The 25,330-nt window shown below is 68.9% G+C and carries 20 protein-coding genes; 5 read left to right on the top strand and 15 right to left on the bottom strand.

Going from position 1 to position 25,330, the window contains the following annotated elements; genetic code table 11:
- Positions 1-26: 26 nt before the first annotated feature.
- The 9 genes from M5C98_RS21015 to purU all read right to left on the bottom strand — a co-directional run bounded on the left by M5C98_RS21015 (position 27) and on the right by purU (position 10,294).
- Positions 27-1,922, bottom strand: coding sequence for a putative bifunctional diguanylate cyclase/phosphodiesterase (locus tag M5C98_RS21015; RefSeq protein ID WP_272549371.1), 1,896 nt, complete (start codon positions 1,920-1,922; stop codon positions 27-29).
- Positions 1,923-2,013: 91 nt separating this feature from the next.
- Positions 2,014-2,409: a response regulator gene (locus M5C98_RS21010; protein WP_272549370.1), complete on the bottom strand. Its 396-nt coding sequence runs from the start codon at positions 2,407-2,409 to the stop codon at positions 2,014-2,016.
- Entirely contained in the window at positions 2,406-2,903 is a 498-nt protein-coding gene (locus M5C98_RS21005) for a GAF domain-containing protein (protein ID WP_272549369.1), read from the bottom strand. Before M5C98_RS21005 ends, M5C98_RS21010 begins: the two co-directional genes overlap by 4 nt.
- Before the next feature lie 27 nt (positions 2,904-2,930).
- A complete protein-coding gene (locus M5C98_RS21000) occupies positions 2,931-4,397 on the bottom strand; it encodes a chemotaxis protein CheW (protein ID WP_272549368.1) in 1,467 nt (488 codons plus the stop codon).
- Positions 4,394-6,124 carry a methyl-accepting chemotaxis protein gene (locus M5C98_RS20995; RefSeq protein ID WP_272549367.1) on the bottom strand — a complete coding sequence of 577 codons (1,731 nt, stop codon included), beginning with the start codon at positions 6,122-6,124 and terminating at the stop codon, positions 4,394-4,396. The genes M5C98_RS21000 and M5C98_RS20995 overlap by 4 nt, the downstream gene beginning before the upstream one ends.
- A gap of 264 nt (positions 6,125-6,388) precedes the next feature.
- Positions 6,389-7,288 carry a LysR substrate-binding domain-containing protein gene (locus M5C98_RS20990; protein WP_272549366.1) on the bottom strand — a complete coding sequence of 300 codons (900 nt, stop codon included), beginning with the start codon at positions 7,286-7,288 and terminating at the stop codon, positions 6,389-6,391.
- Positions 7,266-8,093, bottom strand: a complete 828-nt coding sequence (locus M5C98_RS20985) for a hypothetical protein (RefSeq protein ID WP_272549365.1) — start codon at positions 8,091-8,093, stop codon at positions 7,266-7,268. Before M5C98_RS20985 ends, M5C98_RS20990 begins: the two co-directional genes overlap by 23 nt.
- The gene (locus M5C98_RS20980) at positions 8,086-9,381 is read right to left on the bottom strand and encodes a DNA cytosine methyltransferase (protein WP_272549364.1); all 1,296 of its coding nucleotides are present in this window, start codon (positions 9,379-9,381) and stop codon (positions 8,086-8,088) included. Before M5C98_RS20980 ends, M5C98_RS20985 begins: the two co-directional genes overlap by 8 nt.
- 64 nt (positions 9,382-9,445) lie before the next feature.
- Positions 9,446-10,294, bottom strand: coding sequence for a formyltetrahydrofolate deformylase (gene purU / locus M5C98_RS20975; protein WP_272549363.1), 849 nt, complete (start codon positions 10,292-10,294; stop codon positions 9,446-9,448).
- A gap of 193 nt (positions 10,295-10,487) precedes the next feature.
- Here purU and M5C98_RS20970 point away from each other — a divergent pair, with 193 nt between their 5' ends.
- Complete coding sequence (locus M5C98_RS20970) at positions 10,488-12,512, top strand: putative bifunctional diguanylate cyclase/phosphodiesterase (protein WP_272549362.1); 2,025 nt, start codon at positions 10,488-10,490, stop codon at positions 12,510-12,512.
- Positions 12,513-12,593: 81 nt separating this feature from the next.
- On the opposite strand, the gene M5C98_RS20965 is transcribed toward M5C98_RS20970, so the two are convergent.
- The 3 genes from M5C98_RS20965 to M5C98_RS20955 form a co-directional block, all read right to left on the bottom strand.
- Entirely contained in the window at positions 12,594-13,487 is an 894-nt protein-coding gene (locus tag M5C98_RS20965) for a ChaN family lipoprotein (RefSeq protein ID WP_272549361.1), read from the bottom strand.
- 160 nt (positions 13,488-13,647) lie between these two features.
- Positions 13,648-15,003, bottom strand: coding sequence for a heavy metal sensor histidine kinase (locus M5C98_RS20960; RefSeq protein ID WP_272549360.1), 1,356 nt, complete (start codon positions 15,001-15,003; stop codon positions 13,648-13,650).
- On the bottom strand, positions 14,990-15,688 hold the full coding sequence (locus M5C98_RS20955; RefSeq protein ID WP_272549359.1) for a heavy metal response regulator transcription factor: 699 nt from the start codon (positions 15,686-15,688) through the stop codon (positions 14,990-14,992). Before M5C98_RS20955 ends, M5C98_RS20960 begins: the two co-directional genes overlap by 14 nt.
- A gap of 162 nt (positions 15,689-15,850) precedes the next feature.
- Here M5C98_RS20955 and M5C98_RS20950 point away from each other — a divergent pair, with 162 nt between their 5' ends.
- The 3 genes from M5C98_RS20950 to M5C98_RS20940 all read left to right on the top strand — a co-directional run bounded on the left by M5C98_RS20950 (position 15,851) and on the right by M5C98_RS20940 (position 18,253).
- Entirely contained in the window at positions 15,851-16,219 is a 369-nt protein-coding gene (locus tag M5C98_RS20950; protein ID WP_272549358.1) for a hypothetical protein, read from the top strand.
- Positions 16,220-16,310: 91 nt separating this feature from the next.
- Entirely contained in the window at positions 16,311-17,501 is a 1,191-nt protein-coding gene (locus tag M5C98_RS20945; RefSeq protein WP_272549357.1) for an aldo/keto reductase, read from the top strand.
- Between the two features lie 26 nt (positions 17,502-17,527).
- The gene (locus M5C98_RS20940) at positions 17,528-18,253 is read left to right on the top strand and encodes a formylglycine-generating enzyme family protein (protein ID WP_272549356.1); all 726 of its coding nucleotides are present in this window, start codon (positions 17,528-17,530) and stop codon (positions 18,251-18,253) included.
- Positions 18,254-18,600: 347 nt separating this feature from the next.
- On the opposite strand, the gene M5C98_RS20935 is transcribed toward M5C98_RS20940, so the two are convergent.
- On the bottom strand, positions 18,601-19,188 hold the full coding sequence (locus tag M5C98_RS20935; protein WP_272553363.1) for a nitroreductase family protein: 588 nt from the start codon (positions 19,186-19,188) through the stop codon (positions 18,601-18,603).
- 432 nt (positions 19,189-19,620) lie between these two features.
- On the opposite strand from M5C98_RS20935, the gene M5C98_RS20930 reads away from it, so the two are divergent.
- A complete protein-coding gene (locus tag M5C98_RS20930; RefSeq protein ID WP_272549355.1) occupies positions 19,621-22,086 on the top strand; it encodes an adenosylcobalamin-dependent ribonucleoside-diphosphate reductase in 2,466 nt (821 codons plus the stop codon).
- Between the two features lie 52 nt (positions 22,087-22,138).
- On the opposite strand, the gene M5C98_RS20925 is transcribed toward M5C98_RS20930, so the two are convergent.
- Entirely contained in the window at positions 22,139-23,515 is a 1,377-nt protein-coding gene (locus M5C98_RS20925) for a sigma-54-dependent transcriptional regulator (RefSeq protein WP_272549354.1), read from the bottom strand.
- Complete coding sequence (locus M5C98_RS20920) at positions 23,512-25,308, bottom strand: sensor histidine kinase (protein ID WP_272549353.1); 1,797 nt, start codon at positions 25,306-25,308, stop codon at positions 23,512-23,514. The genes M5C98_RS20925 and M5C98_RS20920 overlap by 4 nt, the downstream gene beginning before the upstream one ends.
- Positions 25,309-25,330: the final 22 nt, after the last annotated feature.

Raw genomic sequence — 25,330 nt, 5'->3', positions numbered from 1 at the left:
CGGGCCCCGCTGGTTTTCACTCTACGTCAATCCGGCTGCCAAACGGAGGGCCGGTGGGGCGCGGGCGCGTGAAGTTCTTTCGCGCTGTCCGTGAAAAGCTTTCCAGGCGCTGCCGGCGTGCGTTCGGCGAAGAAGGGCGCCACCTCCTGCGCTTCCATCGGGTAGGCGAGGAAGTAGCCCTGCACGAGGTCGCATCCCGCCTCGGACACCATGTCCAGGATCTCCTGCGTTTCCACGCCTTCGGCCACCAGCTGGTAGCCCAGGCGCTGGCCCAGCGAGATGATGGTGCGCAGCAGCGTCCAGGCCTGCATGTCGTCCACGATCGGCATGACGAGCGACTGGTCGAGCTTGAGCATTTCCGCGGGCAGCCCGCGCAGGCACGACAGGTTGCAGTAGCCGATGCCGAAGTCGTCCAGCGACACTTTGAGGCCCATGGCGCGGATCTCTTCCAGCACGCGCTGGGTGGCCCGGCCGGTCAGGGCCACGTTCTCGGTGCATTCGATGTGCAGTTGCCGTGCCGCCACGCCGTGCAGCGCGATGGCGTTGCGCAGGATGGTGATGAAATTCGGGTGCTCCAGATTGCGGGCCGACACGTTGATCGCCATCGTCAGGTGCAGGCCCTGGCGGTTCCACTGCGCCAGCTGGGCCAGGGCCGTGTGCAGCACCCATTCGGTGAGCAGGTGGATCAGCGCGGTCTGCTCCACCTGCGGGATGAATTCGGCGGGCGACACGTTGCCGTGGAGCGGGTGGCGCCAGCGGATCAGGGCCTCCACGCCGGAAAAGCGTTGCTGGCGCACCTCGAACTGGGGCTGATAGACCAGGCGGAAGTCGCCATCGGACAGCCCCTGCGTCAGGCCGCGCAGCAGCGCGAAGGCGCGGCGGTGGGCCGTGTCGGACTCGGGGGCGTACCAGACGAAGGCGCGGTTCAGCTCGTCCGCCTGGTGCAGGGCCGAGGTCGCGCGGCGCAGCACGTCGCCTGAGGACTCCGCATCGAGGGTGAAGCGCGCCAGGCCCGCCACCAGGTAAAGCTCCAGCACCACGCGGCTCGTGCGGAACGCCTCCTGCAGGTGGCGCTGCACCCGCAGCACGGCCTGCTCCTGCGTCTGCTGCCGCGCCTCGGGGCCGCTCTCGGGCAGCAGGTAGGCGAACCGGGTCTCGGACGCGTGGTACAGCTGCACCCCGGGCCCCAGGGCCTGCATCAGGTGCAGCGTCACGTCGCGCAGGCCGGCCTCCAGCGGGGCGATGCCGACGGCGCGCACCGCCTGCTGCAGGTCGCGGTCGCGGATCACGTCCAGCAGCACGAGCGTCCGCTGCTCGCCGGGGGCCTGGGTGCACAGGCTCATCAGGTCCTGCACGAGCTGGGCCCGGTTGTAGAGGCTGGTGATCTCGTTGATGCGCCCGGCCGTGCGCTGCAGCGCGATCTCGTTCATGACGAGCGCGGCCAGGTCCTGGAGCTGCTGGCGCTGGGCGGCATCGAATGCGCGCGGGCGCTGGTCCAGAATGCAGAGCGCGCCCAGCGCCTGGCCGCCGGGCAGCACCAGCGGGGCGCCTGCGTAAAAGCGCACGCCCAGCTCGCCGGTCACCAGCGGGTTGCGGACGAAGCGCTCGTCCAGCAAGGTGTCCTCGACCACCATCACCTCGGTGGACTGGATGGTGTAGTGGCAAAACGCCACCGAGCGGGGCAGTTCGCGCGCGGACAGGCCCACGCGCGACTTGTGCCATTGGCGCTCGATGTCCACCAGCGTCACCAGCGCGATGGGGGCGTCGAACAGCGCACTGGCCAGCCGCGTGATGCGGTCGAAGCCGTCGCTCTCCGGCGTCTCCAGCAGGCCGGTGGCTCGCAGGGCGCAGATGCGCTGGCGCTCTTGCTCGAGCGCCGGGTCCGTTTCTTCGGGGCGGGTGATCGAACTCAGCGGTGGCACGGGCGGCGGTCTCCCAAAGGGGGGGTGAAGGGGGGCATGGTGCCCGCGCGTGCCAGGGGCCCGCGCATCGCCAGGCGAGGTGGGCGCGCGCTCATGGCCGGCGCCCCGCCATGGCCTGCACCGATTCCAGCAGCGCGCCGATCTTGAAGGGCTTGCGCAGCGTGCCCGTGACGCCGATGGCTGCGCGCCAGGCATCGCGGTCCGGGTCGGGCAGCGAGGACATGGCCAGCACGGGCACGTCGGCCGGGCAGGCGAACGCCCCGCTGCGCAGGCGCGCCAGCAGATCGGTGGAGGCGGCGGCATCGTCGCAATCGAGCACCAGGCCGAAAAAGGGCTGGGCCGCCAGCACCGGCAGGGCCCGCGCCACGCTGGTGGCCTCCTGGAAGTCCACCAGGCCGAGGTCGCGCGCGACCGAGACGATCGTGCGGCGCAGGACGAATTGCGGTTCCACCAGCAAAAGGAGGGGCAAGGGGGGCGAACGGGTCATGCGTCTGAGTCTTTGCCGGCAATGGTTTCGTTGGCCAGGGTGCCCAGCGCCCGCAGCACGGCCCGCTCGGTCGCGGTAAGGCTGCGGGGCTTGGTGTCGATGATGCACAGCGTACCAAGGCGCTCGCCGGTCGGCGCGCACAGCGGGGCGCCGGCATAGAAGCGGATGTGCGGCGCCTGGGTCACCAGGGGATTGTCGGCAAAGCGTGCATCGAGGTTGGCATCCTCCACCACGAACAGGTCGGGCTGCAGGATGGCGTGGGCGCAGAACGACACGTCGCGGCTGGTCTGCGGCACGTCGAGCCCGACGCGCGACTTGAACCATTGCCGCTGGCCGTCGATGAGGCTCATCAGGGCGATCGGCACGTCCAGCTGCTCGGCCGCAAACCGCACGAAGCGGTCGAAGCGTTCCTCCGGGGGCGTGTCGAGCAGCATCAGATCCTGCAACGCGCGCAGGCGCTGTGCTTCGTTCTCGGGGGGGCTGGCTGGGGTCATGGAGGGGGCCTTCAGGGTAGGGGCGCGTCAGCCCAGCAGATAGGCCATCTGGCCCAGATCGACCACGACCATGCTGGCGCTGGCGCCACCGTGCTGGTGCGTGACCATGCGGAACTCGCCCACCGAGCCGAGCCGCATTTCGCGCACGTCGGCACGGTGGGCTGGCAGCCAGTCGCACAGCCGGGTGATGGCGATGCCCACGGTGGCGTGTTCCGCCGGGTCGGGCTGCAGCAGGATGGCCATGCGCGGCGGCTCGGGGCTGGGCTGGCCGTTGAGCGAGGGCAGTGGCACGACCTTGAGCGCCTTGCCGCGCCACGGCATGACGGCGGTCCGGCCGCGGGCCAATTCATCGATCGTGGCTTGGGGCAGCTCGACGACGCCGACCACGCTGTCCACCGGCGAGGCATACAGCGCGTCGGCCTCGAAGATCAGAAAGTGGGGCCCGCCGGCCGAATCCGTGCCCGCGCCCCCGGGGCCGAGGCCTGCCGCATCGCCCGCTCCCTCGCCGGGTGCCGGGGATGCCACTTCGCTCACGGCCGCCTCGGGCACGGCGTCGAACACCTTGCCGATGTCCAGCACCCGCAGCGTGCCCAGGCCCGGCACCAGGGCGATGCCCTTGAGCAGCGGATCGCCCGGGGTGGGCGCCAGGTCGGACTCCGCCAGGTCGGCCAGTTGGCGGCAGTTGTCCACCGTCAGGCCGATCCATTGGCCCTGGCTTTCCAGCACGGCCACCCACGGGGAGAGGTCGGCACCGGCACGGGCGGGCGGCTGGGCCACGCTCACCAGCGGCAGCTTGCGGCCTTGCAGTTCGCTGATGCCCACCGTGAAGTGGCCGGGGGGCACGTTCAGCTCGATGCGCGGCAGGGGCACCACCGTGTGGATGCCGCTGGCCGGCACGGCCCACAGATCGTCTCCCACGGCGAAGACCGCATGCCGCACGGCCACCGCCTGGGCCGATGGCGCAGCCGCCACCGGGGCCGCGGCGCCTGCCGGCGTCGCCGTCGCCACCGAAGCCTCCTGGCACCACACCTGGCACAGGGCCATCAGGCGCTCGACTTCGAGCACGGACAGGATCGGATCGCCAGCCGAAGCGGGCACGACCGACTGGAACAACTCCTCCACGCCGCCGTCGTGGTGCACGCGCACGATGGCCTGCGGATCGACGGGCTTCACGCCCAGGACCTCGTCCACCCGCAAACCGATCAGCGCCTGCCCCGCATGGAGCACCAGCACCCGCTGCAGGGGCGCATTGCCGGGCGAGGCGCCCATGGGCAGCCAGCGCTCCAGCGACACGACCGGCACCGGCCGGCCTTGCAGATCGATCATTCCAGCCAGCGCACCCTGCCGGCGGGGAAGGGCCGCCAGGCCTTCGGGCGGGATGGCCAGCGCGCGCTCGACATGCGCCGCCGCGATGGCGATGTGGCAATCGCCCACGCGCACCCGCACATGGGCCTGGGCTTGGGCCTGCAGTGGCGGGCTGCCCTGTGGAGTCATGCGCCCGTGCGCCCGGAGCTGGCGCCCTGCAGCTTGTCCAGCAGCACGACGACGTCCTGGGTGGACGTTTCCTGCGCCAGCATGGCGTTGCGGATCTCGCCGATGGATTGGCTGGTGCTGTCCACCGCGGCCAGGATGCGGCTGAAGGCCGCGCCCACCTCTTCGGACAGCCGGCCGCCTTCGGCCACGCGGGCCACGCTGCTGCCCACGAGCTTGGAGATTTCCTGCGCGGCGAGCGCCGACTTTTCGGCCAGCTTGCGCACCTCGTCGGCCACCACCGAAAAGCCGATGCCGTGCGGCCCGGCGCGCGCCGCCTCGATGGCCGCGTTGAAGGCCAGCAGGTGCGTCTGGCTGGAGATCTCGCCGATGGTGGCGACGATGTCGCGGATGTCGGTCGACGACTGCTCGATCGCGGCGATGGCTTCGCGCGAGCGGGCCAGCACCTGGTGGCCCTGGCCGGCCTCGCGCTGGGTCTGCGTGGCCAGGTCGGCCGATCGTTCGGAGCTGCGCGCCACCTGCTGGATCGAGGTGGAGATGGCATGCAGCACGGCGCCGATGTCCCGCACCTTCTGCGACACGGCGGTCTCGCGTTCGACCTGCTCGGTCACGTTGACCGCGAACTTCACCACCTTGTACACGCGGCCTTCCACGTCGAAGATCGGGTTGTAGGTCGCCTGGATCCAGATGCCGGCATCGTGCTTGCCGATGCGCCGGTAGCGCGCGCTCTGGAACTTGCCCTCGCCCAGGTCCGCCCAGAAATCGCGGTAGGTCTGCGTCTTCACGAAATCGGGGTCGCAGAACATGCTGTGGTGCTTGCCGCGGATCTCGTCGAGCGTGTAGCCCATGGTGCGCAGGAAGTTCGGGTTGGCCGTGAGGATGGTGCCATCCACGCCGAATTCGATCACCGCCTGCGACAGCCCGATGGCGTCGAGCTTGCCCTTGGTTTCGGCGGCCTGGCGCGTTTCCTCGGTGATGTCGGTGGCGAACTTGACCACCTTGTAGGGCTTGCCGGAGGTGTCGAGGATGGGGTTGTACGACGCCTGGATCCACACGTCCTTGCCGTCCTTGGCCACGCGGCGGTAGCGCCCGGCATCGACTTCGCCGCGGGCCAGCCGCTCCCACAGCCGCGCGTAGTCCGCCGAGCGCACCACCTCGGGCGTGCAGAACATCCGGTGGTGCTGGCCCACCACTTCGTCCTCGGTGTAGCCGAACACCTTCAGGAAATTGGGGTTGGCGTGCAGCACCTTGCCGCCCAGGTCGAACTCGATCATGGCCTGCACCCGGTTCATCGCGGCGATCTTGCCCTCGAAGTCGGCCTGGGCGTTGCGCGCCTGGGTCACGTCGGTGGCCAGCTTGACCACGCCCACCGGGCGCCCGGCGCTGTCGAAGATGGGGTTGTAGGAGGCCTGCAGCCACACGGGATCGGCCTGCCTGGTGAGCCGCAGGAACACGCCTTCGACGATCTCGCCGGCGGCCAGGCGCTCCCACATGGCGCTGTAGGCCGCGCTGGCCGCCACGTCGGGCGGGCAGAAGATGCGGTGGTGCTGGCCGACGATTTCGTCGAGGGTGTAGCCCATGCGGGCCAGGAACAGCGGGTTGGCGTGCTGCACCTTGCCGGCCAGGTCGAATTCGATGGTGCATTGCACCCGTTCCAGCGCGGCCAGCAGGCCGGTGGTGCGCGCGCGTTCCAGCTCGGATGCGGCAATGGGATCGGTGGAGGCGTTCATGGTCGCAAAAGTCCTGGTGGGCGGCATCAAGGGGTTATCGGCCACTGCGGCCCCTGGCTTGAATGCCGGGCCTGCTGGAAAACCGGCGAGGCGCGTCATTTCATGGTTTTGAAGCCGCGCCCGCCTTCCGCGAAATATAGACCCGCGCCAATGCAGGGCCTTTGGGAATCTTGCCGGCCCTGCGCGCGCCGCGCAAGCGTGTTTTGCGAAATCCGGGTTTTGCCAGAGATGGCGGCGGCCCAGGCAGGCGGATTTCGGCCGTGCTCAGGCCATGGTGCGGCGCAGCCAGTCGGTGAAGGCGGCGCACTCCCAGCGGTCCATGGTGCCGGTACGCCAGCACAGGTAGTGCGCATGCGGGCTGGGGGCCTCGCCGGGAAAAAGGCGCACGAGGGTGCCGTTCTCCAGCCAGGGCGCGCCGAGCTTGAGCCGCACCAGTGCCACGCCCATGCCGGCCGCGGCGGCGTCGCACATCAGGCCGATGTCGTTGAACTGCGAGCCTTCGGTGGGCTCGGCCCAGTCGAGGCCGCTGGCACCGAACCAGGTGCGCCAGGGCTCCAGCGGGCTGCGCAGCAGGGCTGCCCGCTCCAGGTCCTCAGGCCGCTCGAAGGGGCCGTGTTCGCGCACGAAGGCGGGCGATGCGAGCGGCGTGACCCGGTCGCGAGCCAGCTCCACGTGTTCCAGGTCGGCATAGTGCCCCGGGCCGAAGCGCACGATCAGGTCGGCGTCCTCGGCCACCACGTCCAGCAGCGGAATGGACACCTGCAGCGCCAGGTCGATCTCGGGATAGGCCTCGGTGAACTGACGCAGGCGCGGGATCAGGATGGCGCGGGCGAAGGTCGGCGTCACCGCCAGCTTGAGCCGCCGCTTGCCCGGCGCCGTGGCCGCGCCCGGAAAGCGCTGCAGCGCGCTCAGGCCCTCGCGCACATGGGCCAGGTACGCGCTGCCTTCAGTGGTGAGCGAGAAATCGGCGCGGCCGAACAGCCGCACGCCCAAAATCTGTTCGAGCTGGCGAACGCGGTGGCTGACGGCGCTGGGGGTCACGCACAGTTCGTCGGCGGTCTGCGTCACGCTGCGCAGGCGGGCCAGGGCCTCGAAGGTGAGCAGGCACTGGATCGGCGGGATGCGGGCCGCCACACCAAATTTACGCTCGGGAATATTGCTCAAGATCGGATGAAGTTATGGCGTGCGCGTTGACCAATTGGTAATGCCGCTCTTCCACGACTTTCACACTTCCATCCATCACCGTCAGTTCAAACATGGCAATTCGCTCGTCGGTCATGAACTGTGCGGACACTGGCCTGCAAATCAAACCAGGAAAAGCTTGGGCACATAGTGCAATGTCTTGCTGAGTCTGCACTACGCCATGCTTGTCAGACCCGCCTTTGGCTTGTACTGGAACCACAAATTGCTTGCCGTGCTTGTCTAAGCCGACATAGATCTCATCAATCTCGATCTGCCCTATCCCCTTGACTGTTGTGCGCAAATGATTCTGAAGAGAGTAGGCCGATATACCAAGAAATACGTCTATCAATCGGTTGTAGCGGACTTTGGCAAGCAAGGCTTGCTCATCGCCGAGTGCATACGCGCCTATGATTTCCGGCGTCGAATCCGGAATTTTGATTGTGAGTAAATCGTCTCGGGGTATTATCCGATTGCGTTGCGCAAGGCGAAAGCGATACTTGGAGCGTCCCGCTCCCTCAATGATCCACTCAAGTCCTAGTTTCGCAGACTCAAGAATTCCATTCGGGAGTTCGTTTCTATAGCGAAAAGAATAGATCAAATCGCCTACATTCTTTGGCAATCGCAGGCCCAGTTCCGTTGCTACTGCCACAAGCTCTTCTCGTGTGAATTCAAAAGAGTCTGCCCCTTCCTCGTAGTGATTCCGGAAAACACGCTCAATGATTGCGGAGTATCGATTGGGGGTTTTTGGAATATTACCTTGCAACGGTTGTGCCTTGAGCTTAGACATATGCCTCTTCAATGCTGCGGGTGAGAACGTCTCGATTGATGGGGTTGCGCTGCCGTTGAGCTATGACATTCCTTGCTACGCCAAAATATCGTGAAGCGTCAAGCATCTGGAAATTCAATAGAGATTCTTTTCCAAGCTGCAAAGATCTTCCTGGCTTGCAAGGGGTTAGGCTCAGCGCGCCTATGATCTCCGCTGCAACTGCTCGCCCTAGCAGTGGCGGAACACTGTTGCCAATTTGTCTGAAACCATGCCACTTTGTCGCGTGAAAGCGAAACCAATCAGGATAAGAATGCAAACGCGCAGCCTCTCGAACGGTAATCACTCTAGGCAATATTGGATGAATTGGCCTCGGAGACGTAAAAGCACCACGTGCGCTATCGGTTCCCGCGCGTAAGGTATTACATAGTCCATCAGGGTGGAGTTTTTTAAAGCGGCTGATTGGTTCTGTCTCTCCTGGCGCAGTCGCCAAAAAGCGTTCTTTTGAGAGGTCGGTGTGACTTGTTCGTAGACTGCTCGTCAATCGATTCTTTAGGAATTCTCGCGGATAGCTGAAGTCTGCGGCATCAACTTCTAAACACCTCAAACGTCGTGCGTAAGCAGGGCGCGTATTCCATCGGACAGATATCGAATCACCTTTCTCTAGTTGCGCGAATTCATCAGCGTTTGGCAGGTCACTGATTGCATCCCACACTGTTGCGCGCAACTTGGAAGCCTTTGGATAATGCGGAAGCCGCTGATCTGATCGAGCCCCCAGAAGAAATAGCCGCTTCCGATCTTGCGGAACTCCAAAGTCTGCGGCGTTCAGCACTTGATAAGGCAGTAAGACTTTATATCCTGCGCTTGCAAGCTCATCGATGAGCTCTTGAAGAAAACGCACGTGTTTGCCTAGGGTCAAACCTCTGACGTTCTCGAATACGAAATATTTTGGATTGAGCTCTCGAACAAGTCGCACATAGTGAAAAACCAATTGATTGCGCGAGTCATCCAGGGCACGCTTTCCGATCATGGAGAAGCCTTGGCAAGGGGCGCCGCCAAAAACTACATCAATATCAATTTTTCCAAGGCTGGCAATCTGTCGGATGTCTTCCCCTGACAAGTCGACGACCGAGGCACAGATGGCTTTTGAATGCGGAAAGTTGTATTCGTGAGTAGCGCAGTGAATGGGATCAATCTCCACTGCTGCTGCCACATCAAATCCTGCCTGCTCAAACCCCAGCGAAAGGCCTCCTGCACCAGCAAAGAGGTCTACTCCGACGGGGCGCGCAGTAGCTTTAACGGAGGATTGCATAAGCGGTCGTGGTGTGAGTGAACATGAGAAGCGTGCGAACTTCTAGACGTACGCTGGCTGCTTGTCAGCGGAAGATCACGGTCTTGTGGCCGTTGAGCAGCACGCGGTGCTCGGTGTGCCACTTGACGGCGCGGGCGAGCACCTGGCTTTCGGTGTCCCGGCCCATGGCGGTGAGGTCTTCCACCGTCTTGCTGTGGTCCGCGCGGGCCACGTCCTGCTCGATGATCGGGCCCTCGTCCAGGTCGGCCGTCACGTAGTGGGCGGTGGCGCCGATCAGCTTCACGCCGCGGTCGTGCGCCTGGTAGTAGGGCTTGGCGCCCTTGAAGCTGGGCAGGAAACTGTGGTGGATGTTGATGGCCCGGCCTTGCAGCTTGCGGCACAGGTCGTCCGACAGCACCTGCATGTAGCGCGCCAGCACCACCAGTTCGGCGCCTTCGGATTCGATGATCTCGAACTGCCGCGCCTCGGCCTGCGCCTTGGTGGCGGCCGTCACGGGAATGTGGTGGAACGGCACGTTGTAGCTGGCCGCCAGCTGGTAGAAGTCGCGGTGGTTGCTGATGATGGCCGCGATGTGCACCGGCAGCAGGCCGGACTTCCAGCGAAACAGCAGATCGTTCAGGCAGTGGCCTTCGCGGCTGACCATGATGACGGTCTTCATCGGCTCGGACACCGGGTGCAGTTGCCAGTGCATGTCGTGCGGGCCGGCGAAGGCGGCCAGCTGCGTCTTGAGCGCGGCGTGGTCGTGCGCCCCGCAGGCGAACTGCACGCGCATGAAAAAGAGCCCGGTGGCGTGGTCGTTGTATTGGGCGGCCTCTTCGATGTTGCCGCCATGCTCCAGCAGGAAGCCGGACACCGCATGCACCAGCCCGAGCTTGTCGGGACAGGACAGGGTAAGGATATAGGCTTGGTTCATAGCCGGGCGATTGTCGCAGCAAGGCCCGGGGCCGGTAGCGGACCGAAAGTTGCAAGGCCCCGCGCGCCGTTCCGGCACCGCTTTGCCGATCGCCTGAGGGGCCTTGGCTGGCGCGAGAATACGATCCCCAAGGAGGGCGGCGGGAAGGCGTGGCGCCTCCCGCCGGGCGAGGCGAAACACAACAAGGACATTCATGGATGAAGAGGAGGGCCCCGCCCTGAAGCGGGTGCCGGGCTGGGCCTGGGCCGCGTATGTGGCGGCGGGCGTGGCGTGGGTGGCGGGCGGCGATGCGCTGCTGTCGTGGCTGCCCGGCGAGCCTCTGGGCGGCAGGGCAGGGGCCGGCTGGTTGGGCAGCGCCAAGGACATCGCTTTCGTGCTCGTTTCCGCCGCGCTGGCGGTGGTCGGGCTGCGCCGGCTGCAGGCGTCCGATGCCGCCGCGCTCACGCGCCGGGGCCGCGCCTGGGCCCGCATGGCGCGCGGCGCCGAGCGGCGCCAGCGCCTGGCGACCACGGTGGTGGACAACGCGATCGAGGGCATGGTGGTGACCGATGCGAACAACCGCATCCTGTCGGTGAACGCGGCCTTCACGCGGCTGATGGGCTACACCGAGGCCGAATTGCTGGGCCAGACCCCGCGGCTGTTCAAGTCCGGCCGCCACGACCGCGCCTTCTACGAGGCCCTGTGGTCCGAACTGTCGCGCACCGGCCGCTGGCAGGGCGAGATCTGGAACCGGCGCAAGAACGGCGAGGTGTTTCCCGAGCGCATGTCGCTCAGCACCGTGCGCGACGGCGCCGGCGTGGTGACGCACTACGTGTGCCTGTTCACCGACATCTCGCAGGAGCACGCGCAGCGCCAGCGACTGGCGTTCCTGGCCCACAACGACCCGCTCACCGGCCTGCCCAACCGCACCTGGTTCGCCCAGCGGCTGCAGGAGGCCACCGTGCAGGCCCGCCACAGCGGCGAACCCATGGCCGTGCTGCTGCTCAACCTGGACCGCTTCAAGGACGTCAACGACAGCTACGGCCACGCCGTGGGCGACGAGGTGCTGCGGCACATCGCCCGCCGGCTCGAATCGGCCCTGCGCCCCGGCGACCTGGCCGGGCGCCTGGCGGGCGACGAAATGGGCGTGCTCGTGCGGCAGGCGCAGAGCGAGGACGAAGCCGCCGCCATCGCCCGCACGCTGATCGCCGCCGTGGCCGAGCCCTGGCGCTCGCCCGAGGGCTTCGAGGTGGTGGCCGGCGCGAGCGTGGGCATCAGCCTGTTCCCGCGCCACGGCGACAGCGCCCAGGCGCTGCTGCAGGGCGCCCACGCCGCCGTCTATGGCGCCAAGGAGCGCGGGCGCGGCGCCTGGTGCTTTTTCAGCGAAGACATGACGCGCGCCGCGCGCGAGCGCCTCGCCCTCGAATCGCGCCTGCGCGCTGCGCTGGCACTGGGCCACGTGCAGCTGCACTACCAGCCGCAGGTGGACATCGCCACGGGCCGCGTCATCGGCGCCGAGGCGCTGGTGCGCTGGATGGACCCGCAGGAGGGCATGATTTCCCCCGCCCGCTTCATCCCGGTGGCCGAGCATTCCGGCGTGATCGGCCCGCTGGGCGAATGGGTCATGCACGAGGCCTGCCGCCAGGGCCAGGCATGGCGCGAGGCCGGGCTGCCCGGCCTGACGGTGGCCGTGAACGTGTCGCCGCGCCAGTTCCACCTGACCGACCTGGCCGGCTGTGCGGCATCGGCCCTGTCCGCCTCGGGCTACCCGCCCACGCAGCTGGAGCTGGAGATCACCGAAGGTGCGCTCGCCGAGCGGCCCGAGGAGGCGCGCCAGGTGCTGCTGCGACTGCGCGGACTGGGCCTGCGCATGGCCATCGACGACTTCGGCACGGGCTACTCGTCGCTCGCCCACCTCAAGCGCTTTCCCATCGACGTGCTCAAGATCGACCAGGGCTTCATCCGCGATTTGCCGCAAAGCACCGACGACATGGCCATCTGCACGGCCATCATCGCCATGGGCCACAGCCTGGGGCTGGCGGTGCTGGCCGAAGGCGTGGAGACGCCCGAGCAGCTCGCCTTCCTGCGCGAGCGCGGGTGCGACCGCTACCAGGGCTACCTGTGCCAGCGCCCGCTGCCGGCGGCCGAGTTCACGGCGCTGCTGCGCGCGCAGGCGGGCGGGTCTGCGCACGGCGCCGGCCCAGGAGGCGAGGGCGGCCAGACCCACAATATGCTATAAAAATAATAGCTATATGCCCTAGTGAATCATGCGCTGGAGGCCGTTTTGGCTTGAATCCTGCGCTGGAGGGACCGTGGCGCCTCAGGGCCTGGCGCCCTGCGCGCGGCGCAGCTCCGCGCAATGGTCGCGCGCCGGCAGGGCCGCGGTGGCCTGCACCGCGTCGGCGTCGCCCGCCTGCGGGCCGGGCGCGCCGCCGGCCTGCGCCAGCGCCACCTTGGCCGTGAGGCCCGGAAACCAGTGCGTGGGCACGCCCACGCCGCGCAGCACGTGGCCGCCGCCGGCCACCAGCACCACCACCTGCCCGGGCCGCCGCGCCGCTGCGGCCACCGCCGCCATGCGGGCATCGCGTGCGATCTGGATGCGGGCCATGCCGGGAATCTGCGCCTCGGGCAGCAGGCCGCAGTGCCCCTCGCGCAGGGCGGTGTGCTGGCGCGCCAGCGCCGCGGCGTCCAGGTGCCGGTCCCAGCGCTCGTCCCGCATCGCCTCGCGCAGGTCCGCCCGCGGCAGGTTGCCGCCGCGCACCGGCACGCCGGCGCGCACCGCGGCCATGGCCACCGGGCCGTACTGCGCCCACGGCCAGGCCGCCGCGTTCCAGCCGAGCGCCTGCTGCACCTGGGCCTCGTCCGCATCGCGGGGCAGGCCGTCGGTGGCCCGCCCGCTGTCGGCCATCTCCATCACCAGCGCCGCCAGTTGCCCGCGCGCGGCCAGCCACTGCACGGCCTCGCGCTCCAGCGCCTGGTGTTCGGGGGCATCGTGCTGCTCGCCGATCAGCAGCACATCGGCGGGCAGCAGGGCCTGGACCTGGGCGAGCCAGGGGGTGGGGGCGGCAGGGTCCGGGGGCGCATGCGCGCAGCCGGCGAGCAGGGCCAGCAGCAGGGTGGCAGCGAGGCGGGGGCCTCTCGGCCACGGCGCGGGGCCGAGTCGATGGGCTGCATGCCGGGAAGGCGATCGGGAGGGAAACAGGGTGCCGTGCATGGGCGCATGCTAAAGCCATGCCCTGTCGACCCGCGCCTTCCCGCGGCGCGACCCGGGGATGCAACGGATCAGCGGCGGGGGGGATGGCTGAGACCGTGCGCCCAGGACGGTTGCGACGACGGCACGCAGCGCGGGCACGTGCGCAGATGCGGAGAGGTCGTCAGCCGGCCGGCGCCGTCCCGAACCGCATGCCGACCTCGGTGCCGTCGGCCGCCGAGCGCGCCCAGACATCGCCGCCGTGCATGCGGGCGATGGCCGCCACGATGGACAGTCCCAGGCCCGCGTGCATGCCCTCGCGGTGCCGGGCCGAGTCGCCGCGATAGAAGCGGTCGAACAGGCGAGGCAATGCGGCCTCGGGAATCGGTGGCCCTTCGTTGGCCACTGACACGCCGGGGCCGTCCGCACCGCCCGCAGCCAGCTTCACGCGGACGGTGCTGCCTGGCGCGGCATAGCGGCACGCGTTGCTGAGCAGGTTGGAGACGCCGCGCTGCACCAACCGTTCGTCCACCGGCAGCATGAGCTCGCCTTCCAGGGCTAGCCGCAGGCCCCGCTCAGCGGCGTCGGCCTCGTGGTACTCGAACAGTTCGGTGATGAGCAGACCCAGATTGCGTGGCGCATCCACGCGCGCGCGCAGCCCTCCGTCGGCGCGCGCCAGGAACAACATATCGTTCACCACCGAGGCCATGCGCCCCAGATCTTCCAGGTTGGACGCCAGCGTTCGCGCCAGCTCGGGCGCCGCACGCGGTCGCGACAGCGCCAGCTCGGTCTTGCCGATGAGCGCGGTGAGCGGCGTTCTCAGCTCATGCGCCACGTCGGCATTGAAAGCCTCCAGTTGCGCGCGGCCCGCTTCGAGCCGGTCGATGAGTTCGTTGAACTGGTCTACCAGCGGCGCCAGCTCGGCACTGCGCGCCGACAGTTGCAGATGCGCGAGTTGCCGGCCTGCAGACATCGCCTGGGTCTGCCGGGCCAGTTGGCTCAGCGGGCGCAGGCCATGCCGCACTACGGCGAATCCGAGTCCTGCGCTCACCAAAGCCCCGGCCGCGGTGGCCAGGGCCAGCAGGCGCGCCAGGGTCTGCTGTCGCTGCTCGTCCTCTGCGATATCGACATCGAAGCGGCCCCGCAGCGACCGCTGTCCGTCAGCCGACCGCAGCTCGAAGCTGCGTGAACGCACCTGCGGCGACAGCGTGTGTGCTTCGTCGTGGGGATCGAGGTAGAACGCCGAGCCGTCGGGGTGCAGCAGCTGCAGCCGCGAGCCCTGGCGCTTGACGGCGTTGGTCTGCAGCAGGTGCAGAAAGTCCTGGTTCTCGGGTCGCCACATCGCGCTGGAGGTTTCCACCAGCTTCTGGACCTTGATGCCCAAGATGCGCGACTGGGCCTGCTCCTGCAGCGTCTGCACCCCCAGGTATACGACGACGGAAATCGCACCCAGCAGCAGCGCCACGCCCAGGCCCAACTGCAGCGCCAGGCGGCGCACCACGGAATGCGGCGCCCGCCGGCGGGGTTCATGCGTCGCCATCTGCACCTCCGCGGAACTCCAGGATGTAGCCCACACCGCGCACCGTGTGGATCAACTTGTGGCGGAATGCGTCGTCCACCTTGGCGCGCAGGCGCCGCACCGCGACTTCCACCATGTTGGTGTCGGAGTCGAAATGGATGTTCCAGACGCGTTCGGCCAACGTGGTGCGGGTCAGCACCTGTCCCTTGCGGCGCAGCAGCAAGGACAGCAGCTGGAATTCCTTGGTAGACAGCTCGATGCGGCGGCCTTCGCGGCGCACATTGTGCGCTGCCAGGTCCAGTTCCAGATCGGCGACGCGCAGCACGGTCTGCTCCTGAATGCTGGCATGGCCCCGGCGAATCAGCGCCTCGACCCGTGCCCGCAGTTCGGAAAAGGCGAACGGCTTGACGAGGTAGTCGTCCGCACCCGCATTCAGGCCCAGTACCTTGTCGTCCAGCCGGTCGCGTGCCGTCAGCATCAGCACGGGCTGCCCGCCCTTGTCCCGAATGGCGCGCAGCACCTCGAAGCCGTCGCATCCCGGTAGCATGACGTCCAGCAGCACCAGCGCATAGTTGCCGCCCAGTGCCAGCGCCCGCCCGCTGGGGCCGTCGTGCGCCACATCGACGCGGTAGCCGCACTCGGACAGCCCCTGGTGCAGATAGTCGGCCACGCCGCGGTCGTCCTCGATCACCAGCACTTTGTGCACCTGTTTCACCTCCGGGCCGATTGTGCCTGCACCCCCTGCGCGTTGGATTACCAATCTGTAATCCGTTCGAGCGGCATCGGTCAGCTGCGTGCGGACCATGGGGCCCTGCGCGGCGCGTGGGGCGACCGCGCACCCCGCCCACCGTTTTTTTGGAGTGCATCCATGGCCATCCTGACTCACCGCATGTCCACCCGCCGCACGTTCCCGCGCGGCAGCCTGGGCCCGGCCACGTTCCTGACGTTCGATCGATTGCCTGGCGCGCCCCGCTCCGATCTGTACGACGTCATCGGCCAGTACGTCAGCGCTGGTGCCAAGGTCGTGGACACCTCACCGCTCTACGGCAGTGCGCAGGTAACCGTCGGCGACGCGGGACTGCTGCCTGACGCGTCGCAGCGCGGGCACACGGCGCGCTACGTTGAAGCGCTGGCCGGCTTCGGCAAGGTGCAGTCGCTGCCCTGGTATCCCGACAAGCAGAACCAGTATCAGGGGCTGGTCCGCCGGGCCCAGGCGGCATTGCGAGCGCGGCGGTGAGCGCGCCGCGTCATCACTCCCCCCGGCTTTCGCGTCCGACCTCGAGTCGTCGCTGTTCGGACTTCGTCATTTCACCAAGGATCAAAACATCATGGACCGCCGCAACTTCCTGCATGCCGCAACCACTACCGCCGCCACGTTCACCGGCCTGGCCGCCTCGCCCCTGGCGCGGGCTCAGGCGCCCGGCCTGTCTGCCGCGCTCACCGAGCGGGGCAGCGTCCTGGCTACGCGGGGGCCGATGACCGACCGGGCGCTGCCCCGCAATGCAGCGGCTGCTCCCGGGCAACGTTATCGGCCCGCATTCCGCTTCGGCCTGGGCGGCACGCAGATCGGCAACATCTTCGCCGCCCTCAGCGACGCGCAAGCGCAGGCTGTGTTGCAGGCCGCATGGGACGCGGGCGTGCGCCACTTCGATACCTCTCCGTTCTACGGCTACGGCCTGAGCGAATACCGGCTGGGCCACTTCCTGCGCGGCAAGCATCCCGACGACTACGTCGTGTCCACCAAGGTCGGGCGCATGCTGCAGGCCAGCCGCGGGCCGCTGCCCAATGCCGCGCTGTGGGTGCAGCCCGCGCCCATGGCGTATCGCTACGACTTCACGGCGGCCGGTGCGCGCCGCTCGGTGGAGGACAGCCTGCAACGGCTGGGCCTGCCCAAGATCGACATCGTCTACATCCACGACCTGTCGCCCGACAACAGCGAACTGCCAGGCACGTGGCGCGACCACTTCGCCGTTGCGGCGGGCACCGGCGGTGCCATGGGTGAGCTGGCCCGCATGCGCGATCAGGGGATGATTGGTGGCTGGGGTTTCGGCATCAACACGCCCGACGCCGCCGTGCTGGCCGCTGAATCGGACGTGCCGACGCCCGATGTGGTGCTGCTGGCCTGCCAGTACTCCATCCTCGACCACGAGGTGGCGCTCTCGCGCACCTTCCCGGCACTGCAGCGCAAGGGCATATCCGTGGTCGTCGGCACGCCGCTCAACGACGGCTTCCTGGGCGGGCGCAACCGGTATCACTTCAGCGACCAGATCCCCGCGGGCGCGGCCGACAAGCGCGCGCGGCTGGCGGTGGTGGCCGACCGGCACGGCATTGATATCCGCACGGCGGCGCTGCAGTTCGCGGCGGCACCGGTGGTGGTTTCGGCGATCATTCCCGGTGCCCGCGCGCCCGGCCAGGTCCAGGCCAACGTGGCGTCGATGCGTGTGACCATTCCCGCATCGTTCTGGGAGTCGCTGCGGCGCGAGGGGCTGATCTCGCGCCAGGCGCCGGTTCCCGCCTGACACCACGCCGGCCCAGGAGTGAACGGATGACAACACCGAAGGCAATCCTGCACGGCACGGCCTGCGCACTCTTTGCGGTGGCCGCACAAGGTCAGGACCGGGTGTCCGTTGGCGACTTCGCCATTGATCGACACGAAACCACCATCGCCCGGTTCGCCGAGTTCGCGCAAGCCACCGGCCGTGTCACCACGGCGGAACGGGAGGGCGGCGGCCACGAATGGGGCCGCGGCTGGGAGCGCCGCGCTGGCTGGAACTTCCGCCGCCCCTTCGGCGTGCCGCCGGTCAGCCCGCAATGGCCCGCCGTGCACGTCAACTGGCACGAGGCGCGTGACTTCTGCGCCTGGGCGCAAGGCCGCCTACCCACCCGCGCCCAATGGACGCTGGCGGCTTACACCGAGCAGGGCGCAGGGACTCGTGCCGGCTTCGTGCGGGGCCGCACCTACCCGTACCCGACCGGCGATTCGCCTGAAGGCGCTAACACCAGCGGCGCCGACGCCTGGCCGCGGCTGGCACCGGCCGGTGCCACGCGCGGTGGCGTCAACGCGCTGCACGACATGGGCGGCAACGCCTGGGAATGGCTGGCCGACCGGCAGGGCGATACCGCACTCACCGCCGGCGGCTCCTGGTGGTATGGCGCGGCGCAGATGCAGGCCGCGTCCATGCAATGGAAGCCGGCCGACTTTGACGTGGTGTATGTGGGGTTCCGCTGTGTCTACGATGCGCCCTGTCAGGGCGGTGCAAAGGCGCCCTGACAGGGCGGCGGCAGGCCGTTGCGATGCCATGCTGCCCCTGTGGCCGCACGGCAGCTTCAGTGCCTTCCAGAAATGACCCTTTCCTCGGCGCCTGCCAGGTCGCCCTTGGGTTCGACATGTGGTCTGATGGGGGCTCCTGGCGTGGAGAACCTGGTGTTGTAGACGCTCCAAGTGTTATGCACCCGGAGCACCTTGTGCGCTGCGCCTTTGAAGTCCACACCGGCCTTTGGCGGGCCAGGGCCATGCCCTCGGCGGATTTCAGGGTCGATGATCGGCTGGCATGCGCGGGGCCTCGGGGGCCTGCGATGCAGGTGCCGCGCTGCCGGGTCCAAACGCGCGGCTGCGCCTCACACCTCGGTGACGAACTGCTCGCGCGGACGGCGCACCTTGGCCAGCGGGGCCAGCCAGTCCTGCTCGGCCTGGCGGTAGCCCAGCGGCATGATCGCCACGCTGCGCAGCCCGCGGGCGCGCAGGTTCAGGATGCCATCCAGCGCGTCGGGATCGAACCCCTCCATGGGCGTGCTGTCCACCGCTTCGTAGGCCGCGGCCATCAGCGCGGCCGACAGGGCGATATAGACCTGCCGGGCCGCATGCTGGAAGTTCACCTCGGCGCCGCGCTGCGGATAGGTGCCCAGCAGCATGTTGCGGTAGTTCTCCCAGCCTTCGTTCTTGAAGCCGCGCACCGCATTGGTGTAGTCGAACATGGCGTTGATGCGTTCGGGCGTGTAGTCGTCCCACGCGGCGAACACCAGCAGGTGCGAGCCCTCGGTGATCTGGGCCTGGTTCCACGCGATGGCCTGGATGCGCTGGCGCACCTCCGGGCTGGTGACCAGAAGAATCTCGAACGGCTGCAGCCCGCTGGAGGTGGGCGCGAGCCGCGCCGCCTCGAGAATGCGCTCGACCTTGTCTTGCGGCACCGTGCGGGCCGGGTCCATCTTCTTGGCGGCATAGCGCCATTGCAGGCGCTCGATCAGCGGGGTGGCATCGGCTTCGGAGGTGACGGTTTCGAGTTCGGCGGCCAGTTCGGCGGTGGGGGACATGGAGGTTCCTTGAATGAGGGGCACGGGATGGCTGCGTGGGAACGGGCGCCAAGGGGCACCCGTGGCACGTTGACTGGAATGTGCGGCCAACGGCCGGGCCGCATAAGCCCCGGCGGAGGAATCACAGCGTTTCCATTCAGGAAACAAACGCAACGGGGCGCGCAGCCCCCGTGCGTGAAGGCGTCCCGGCCTGGGCTTCGCAGACCCTACACCCCTGCCTTTTCATCCCCTGAAAAACCCTCGCCGCCCTCGTTGACATTGGGCAACCCGGCCCGCGGCCCACGGGAGTAAAACGGGTGCCTTGTGCCCCCGCAAAAGCCCAGCGACATGCAACGCGACCCTTTCACCCCCGTGGCGTCCGACGCCACCCCCGTGCAGCCCATCAGCCTCGATGTGCTGCGAGAAAAGTACCTCAAGCCCGGCGAGACGGACGTGCAGGACCTCTACCGCCGCGTGGCGCGGGCCCTGGCCTCGGTCGAGCCCGCTGCCGGGCGGGAGGCGCACGAGGCGCGCTTTCTCGCCAACCTGCGTGCGGGCGCCATCGGAGCGGGGCGCATCATGAGCGCCGCCGGCACCGACATCCAGGCCACGCTCATCAACTGCTTCGTGCAGCCCGTGGGCGACTGCATCCAGGGCGTGGACGACGGCGGCTACCCCGGCATCTACGAGGCCCTGCGCGAGGCCGCCGAGACCATGCGGCGCGGCGGCGGCGTGGGCTACGACTTCTCGCGCATCCGTCCCAAGGGGGCGCAGGTCAAGGGCACGGCCTCGCTGGCCTCGGGGCCGTGCAGCTACATCAACGTGTTCGACCAGTCGTGCTCCACGGTGGAGAGCGCCGGCGCGCGGCGCGGCGCGCAGATGGGCGTGCTGCGCATCGACCACCCCGACGTGCTCGAGTTCATCACCGCCAAGCGCACCCCCGGGCGGTGGAACAACTTCAACGTGTCGGTCGGCGTGACCGACGCCTTCGTGCAGGCCGTGGCCGATGGCCAGCCGTGGGACCTGGTGCACCCCGCACGCCCCTGCGCCGCGCTGCTGGCGCAGGGCGCGGTGCAGCGCACCGACGGCCAGTGGGTGTACCGCACCGTGCCGGCCCGCGACCTGTGGGACACCATCATGCGGTCGGCCTACGACTTCGCCGAGCCGGGCATTTTGTTCCTCGATGCGATCAACCGCGACAACAACCTGCATTACTGCGAGGCGATCGCGGCGACCAATCCTTGCGGCGAGCAGCCGCTGCCGCCCTACGGCTGCTGCGACCTGGGGCCCATCATCCTCACGCGCTTCGTGCGCAACCCGTTCGGGCTGGCGGGCGCGCCGGCCTTCGATTTCGAGGCCTTCGAGCAGAGCGTCGCCACGCAGGTGCGCGCGCTCGACAACGTGCTGGACGTGACTTTCTGGCCGCTGGAGGCGCAGCGCGCGGAGTCGGCCGCCAAGCGGCGCATCGGCGTGGGCTTCACCGGCATGGGCAACGCGCTGGCCATGCTGTGCCTGCGCTACGACCGCGACGCGGGCCGCGCCATGGCCGCGCAGATCGCCGAGCGCCTGCGCGATGCGGCCTATGCCGCGTCGGTGGCGCTGGCGCGCGAGAAAGGGGCGTTCCCGAAGTTCGGCGCCGCGGGTTACCTCGCGCCCGGCACCTTCGCCAGCCGGCTGCCGCAGGCGCTGCAGGCGCAGATCCGCGAGCACGGCATCCGCAACAGCCATCTGCTGTCGATCGCGCCCACGGGCACGGTGAGCCTGGCCTTCGCCGACAACGCCTCCAACGGCATCGAGCCGCCGTTCTCGTGGACCTACAAGCGCAGGAAGCGCGAGGGCGACGGCCGCATGAGCGAATACGCCGTGGAAGACCACGCCTGGCGGCTGTACCGCGAGCTGGGCGGCGATGTGAACGCGCTGCCCGACTACTTCGTGAGCGCGCTGTCCATGCCCGCAGCCGACCACATCGCCATGATGGAGGCGGTGCAGCCCTTCGTGGACACGGCGATCTCCAAGACGGTGAACGTGCCGGCCGACTACCCTTACGAGGACTTCAAGGGCCTGTACCTCGCCGCCTGGCGCGCGCGCCTCAAGGGACTGGCCACCTACCGGCCCAACACCATCCTGGGCGCCGTGCTGGAGACGCATGCGCCCGAGGCCGAGCCGGCGCCGGCCGCACCCGCATCGGCAGCGGCCGCAGCGACGACAACGTCCTCCGCCCCCATCGATCCGATGCGCACCGTGATCGAAAGCCGCCCCAAGGGCGCCTTGCCGGCCGTCGCCGAGAAGGTGGAGTACTGGACGCAGGAGGGCCACAAGACGCTGTACCTGGTGGTGTCGTTCATGCCGGTGCCGAACGCCCATGGCACGGGCACGGTGGACCGCGCCATCGAGTTCTTCATGCCCGTGGGGCAGAGCGGCGAGTCGCAGCAGTGGATCACCTCCAGCATGCGCATGCTTTCGCTGGCCGCGCGCGGCGGCTTCCTGGAGCGCGCCCTGAGCGACATGCGCAAGGTGGCGTGGGACCGCGGCCCCGTGCGCCTGGGCACGCGCCAGCGCGAGGACGGCACGCGCGTGCCGCTGTGGCACGACTCCGAGGTGGCCGCCATGGCCTACGCGATCCAGAACATCCTGGCCAGCCGCGTGCCCGACCCGGTGCAGCAGGTGCTGCCGCTGGACGAGCCCGAGGCGCCCATGGGCATGCCGCCCGCGATGGCCGGCAAGAAGTGCCCCGAGTGCGGCGCGCACGCGGTGATCCGAAAGGACGGCTGCGACTACTGCACGCAGTGCGGGCACCTGGGCACGTGCGGCTGAGGGGAGGGTAAGGGGAGGGTAAGGGGCGGGCAGGGCCGGTGGCCGGCGCGCGCTAGCGCAGGCCCAGCCGGGTGAGCTTCTTGATCAGCCCTGCGCGGGAGATGCCCAGGCGGCGCGCGGCTTCCGACTGGTTGCCCTGGGTGGCCTCCATCGCCTCCCGCACCATGCGGGTTTCCAGCTCGAAGATGGCCGCATCCAGCGCGCCGGCGGGGGTGGCCGCTGCCGCATCGGCAGGGCCCGCATCCGGCAGGTGCGCCAGGTCGCCGCTGGCGAACCGCAACAGGTCGAGGTCGATGCGCAGGTGGCCCGGGGCGATCAGCGCACCGGCCGACTCCACCAGGGCCCGGAGCTGGCGCACGTTGCCCGGCCAGGGCTGCGTGGCGAGCCAGGCCTGGGCGTCGGGCGCGAACAGGGCATGCGGCGCCACGCGGCGCAGAAAGTGCGCGGCCAGCAGCGGCACGTCCATGCCCCGCTCGGCCAGGGACGGGATGCGCATCACCACGCCCTTGAGCCGGTAAAAGAGGTCTTCGCGAAAGCCGCCGTCCTGGATCATGCCCTCCAGGTCGCGGTGCGTCGCCGACACCACGCGCACGTCGGCCTTCTTCATCTCGCGCCCGCCCACGGGCAGGAAGGTGCCCTCTTGCAGGAAGCGCAGCAGCTTGACCTGCATGGCGGGCGGCATCTCGCCCACTTCGTCCAGGAAGAGCGTGCCGCCGTGCGCGGTTTCCACCAGGCCCGGCTGGTCGCGGTGGGCGCCGGTGAAGCTGCCTTTCAGGTGGCCGAAAAGCTCGCTCTCCAGCAGTTCGCTGGACAGGGCGCCGCAGTGGATGACCGCGAAAGGGCCCTGCCGGCGCGCGCTGCAGTGGTGCAGGGCGCGGGCCACCAGCTCCTTGCCCGTGCCGGTGGGCCCGAGCACCATCACGCTCACCGAGGTGCCGGCCACGCGGCGCACCATGGCGCGCAGCTGCTGCGCGGCGGGCGACTGGCCGACGATGCCCAGGTCTTCGCTGCCCTCGCGCGCGCGCAGCTCCCGCAGCTCTTCGTCCAGGCGAGACTTGTGCATGGCGCGCGAGACGACGAAGCGCAGCATGTCCGGGTCGATGGGCTTGGTGAGGAAGTCCCACGCGCCCTTCTCGGCGGCGCGCAGGGCGAGTTCCCGGTCGCCATGGCCGCTCAGGACCACCACGACCGAGCCCGCGAACCGCCCGATCAGCTCCAGGCCCGCTTCGGGGTCCATGCTGGGCGGCATGGCGAGGTCGAGCAGCACCACATGGGCGCGGTCCTGGCCGAACGCCCAGACGGCCTCGTCGCCGCTGCCGGCCACGGTGACCCGGTGGCCCAGTTCGCGCAGGAAGGAACTGCCCAGCCGCTGGTAGGCGGGCTCGTCGTCCACCAGCAGGATGTGGCCCAGGGAGGGGGAAGGGGTCATGGTCGAGGGGGGAAGGTCAGGGTGAAGCAGGTGCGCCAGGGCGGGCGCTCGGTCAGTGCGGCCGTGCCGCCGTGCGCGGCCATGATGCGCGCGACGATGGCCAGGCCCAGCCCGGTGCCGCCCGGGCTGCGCGAGGCGAAGGGCTGGAACAGCCGCTCGCGCAGCTCGGCGGGAATGCCGGGCCCGTCGTCGCAGACATGCAGCCGCAGACCGTCCACGCCCGGCTCGGCATCCACGTGCACCCGCCGCTGGCCTGCGGCGGCCTGGGCGTTGGTGAGGAGGTTGGCCAGCACCTGGTCCAGCCGCGCGGGGTCGGCGTGCACGGGGCAGGGCCCGTCCAGCCCGGGCCCCAGTTCCACAGAAGGGGCGTGGCGGATCGCCTGGCGCACGTGCTGCGAGAGGTCGATGGCCCGCGGCTCGATCTGCCAGGGCTTGGCGTAGTCCAGCAGGTCCTCCGCCAGGCGCGAGATGCGGGCGATCTGTTCCTGAACGTCCTGGCGGACCTCGGCCGGTGAAAAGGCCGTGGCCATGGCGATCACGTTCAGCGGGTTGCGCAGGTCGTGCGCGACCGTGGCCGCGAGCGAGCCCAATTCGGCCAGGCGGGCCTGCAACTGCCGCTCGCGCTCGCGCTGCTCTGCGGCCGCAGCGTTTTCCACCTGGCCCGCCGCCTGCACGAGCACGGTGCCGAACAGCTCCGCCAGGTGCCGCTGCCCGGGCGGCGCCTGCTCGAAGCCGTGCAGGTGGGCCTGCCACTGGGCGCCGTCCTTGCGGCAGTGCACCGTGGGGGTGTGCGGATCGGGGGAGAGCGAGGGGCCCGTGACGACCCGCACGGCCACGCCCATGCGCTGGGACAGCAGCGAGGCGGCGATGGACGAGAGTTCGTCGAGCGACTGGGCCGTGGACAGCGCGCCGCGCCAGGTGCCCAGGTCGTGCGCCGTGGGAGTGCCCCCGGGATAGACCAGGCGCTCGGCCAGCCGGCGCACCGGCCCGCTCCAGGCCAGGCAGGTGGCGGCCACCACGGCGGAGGTGAGCCAGCGCGACTCCACCGGCAGCAGCAAGGTCAGCGGCACGGCCAGCAGGCCCAGGAACAGCACGATCGCCCAGGCCAGGGCCCGCCGCGCCCAGGCGTTGGCCATGAAGACCCGGTAGCGCAGGATGCCGTAGACCAGGATCAGCGGGTACGCGGGGAAAGCCAGCACCTGCCAGGGGTACTGGGGAATGCGCAGGGCCGCGAACGCGTAGCCCGAGATGCACATCAGCCCCCAGCCGCACGAGAGGGCCACGGCCGCGATCTGCCGGCGTTCGGTGGCCACCCGCGTCCGCCAGAAGGCCTTGGCCAGCACGATCAGGCCCGCGCTCGCGCAGGTGGCCCAGACCAGGCTGGTGGTCCAGCCGGCCGCATTGGGCACCACCACCCACTGCACACCGGTGAACGGCGGAAAGTGCTCGAACGCGCCCGGCGGCACCCACCAGGACAGCGCGGTTGCGCCGCATGCCGCGCCGTAGGCCAGCCGCAGCGCCCAGGTCGGCAGCCGCTGGCCGGTGAAGATGGCGCAAAAGTGCAGGAACGCCGCGGACGTGATGGGCACCGTCGCCAGCAGGGCCATGGCGAAGGGCGCGGTGCCGATGCCGGCCCAGTTGGGCAGTTCGTTGCCCACGATCCACAGCCCCACGCCGAGCAGGAAGACGATCAGCAGCCGGGCGCCCGCCACGTGCTGGGCCCACAGCCACAGCACGCCGGACAGGGCCAGGGTCTGGACGAATGCCAGGGCGAGCGCGATGTGAATGGCCATCCGGCACTGTAAACCGTGTCGA

This window comes from Acidovorax sp. NCPPB 3576 (genome assembly GCF_028473605.1).
Taxonomy (GTDB): Bacteria; Pseudomonadota; Gammaproteobacteria; order Burkholderiales; family Burkholderiaceae_C; genus Paracidovorax.
The sequence above is the reverse complement of the archived record's forward strand: the minus strand, read 5'-3'. Positions and strand labels throughout refer to the sequence as shown.

What these genes read in the sequence shown, in the direction of transcription:
- M5C98_RS21010 (WP_272549370.1), bottom strand. Translation starts at nt 2,409, where the DNA reads ATGACCCGTTCGCCCCCCTTGCCCCTCCTTTTGCTGGTGGAACCGCAA.
- M5C98_RS21005 (WP_272549369.1), bottom strand. Translation starts at nt 2,903, where the DNA reads ATGACCCCAGCCAGCCCCCCCGAGAACGAAGCACAGCGCCTGCGCGCG.
- M5C98_RS21000 (WP_272549368.1), bottom strand. Translation starts at nt 4,397, where the DNA reads ATGACTCCACAGGGCAGCCCGCCACTGCAGGCCCAAGCCCAGGCCCAT.
- M5C98_RS20995 (WP_272549367.1), bottom strand. Translation starts at nt 6,124, where the DNA reads ATGAACGCCTCCACCGATCCCATTGCCGCATCCGAGCTGGAACGCGCG.
- M5C98_RS20985 (WP_272549365.1), bottom strand. Translation starts at nt 8,093, where the DNA reads ATGTCTAAGCTCAAGGCACAACCGTTGCAAGGTAATATTCCAAAAACC.
- M5C98_RS20980 (WP_272549364.1), bottom strand. Translation starts at nt 9,381, where the DNA reads ATGCAATCCTCCGTTAAAGCTACTGCGCGCCCCGTCGGAGTAGACCTC.
- purU (WP_272549363.1), bottom strand. Translation starts at nt 10,294, where the DNA reads ATGAACCAAGCCTATATCCTTACCCTGTCCTGTCCCGACAAGCTCGGG.
- M5C98_RS20970 (WP_272549362.1), top strand. Translation starts at nt 10,488, where the DNA reads ATGGATGAAGAGGAGGGCCCCGCCCTGAAGCGGGTGCCGGGCTGGGCC.
- M5C98_RS20965 (WP_272549361.1), bottom strand. Translation starts at nt 13,487, where the DNA reads ATGCACGGCACCCTGTTTCCCTCCCGATCGCCTTCCCGGCATGCAGCC.
- M5C98_RS20960 (WP_272549360.1), bottom strand. Translation starts at nt 15,003, where the DNA reads ATGGCGACGCATGAACCCCGCCGGCGGGCGCCGCATTCCGTGGTGCGC.
- M5C98_RS20950 (WP_272549358.1), top strand. Translation starts at nt 15,851, where the DNA reads ATGGCCATCCTGACTCACCGCATGTCCACCCGCCGCACGTTCCCGCGC.
- M5C98_RS20945 (WP_272549357.1), top strand. Translation starts at nt 16,311, where the DNA reads ATGGACCGCCGCAACTTCCTGCATGCCGCAACCACTACCGCCGCCACG.
- M5C98_RS20940 (WP_272549356.1), top strand. Translation starts at nt 17,528, where the DNA reads ATGACAACACCGAAGGCAATCCTGCACGGCACGGCCTGCGCACTCTTT.
- M5C98_RS20935 (WP_272553363.1), bottom strand. Translation starts at nt 19,188, where the DNA reads ATGGACCCGGCCCGCACGGTGCCGCAAGACAAGGTCGAGCGCATTCTC.
- M5C98_RS20930 (WP_272549355.1), top strand. Translation starts at nt 19,621, where the DNA reads ATGCAACGCGACCCTTTCACCCCCGTGGCGTCCGACGCCACCCCCGTG.
- M5C98_RS20925 (WP_272549354.1), bottom strand. Translation starts at nt 23,515, where the DNA reads ATGACCCCTTCCCCCTCCCTGGGCCACATCCTGCTGGTGGACGACGAG.
- M5C98_RS20920 (WP_272549353.1), bottom strand. Translation starts at nt 25,308, where the DNA reads ATGGCCATTCACATCGCGCTCGCCCTGGCATTCGTCCAGACCCTGGCC.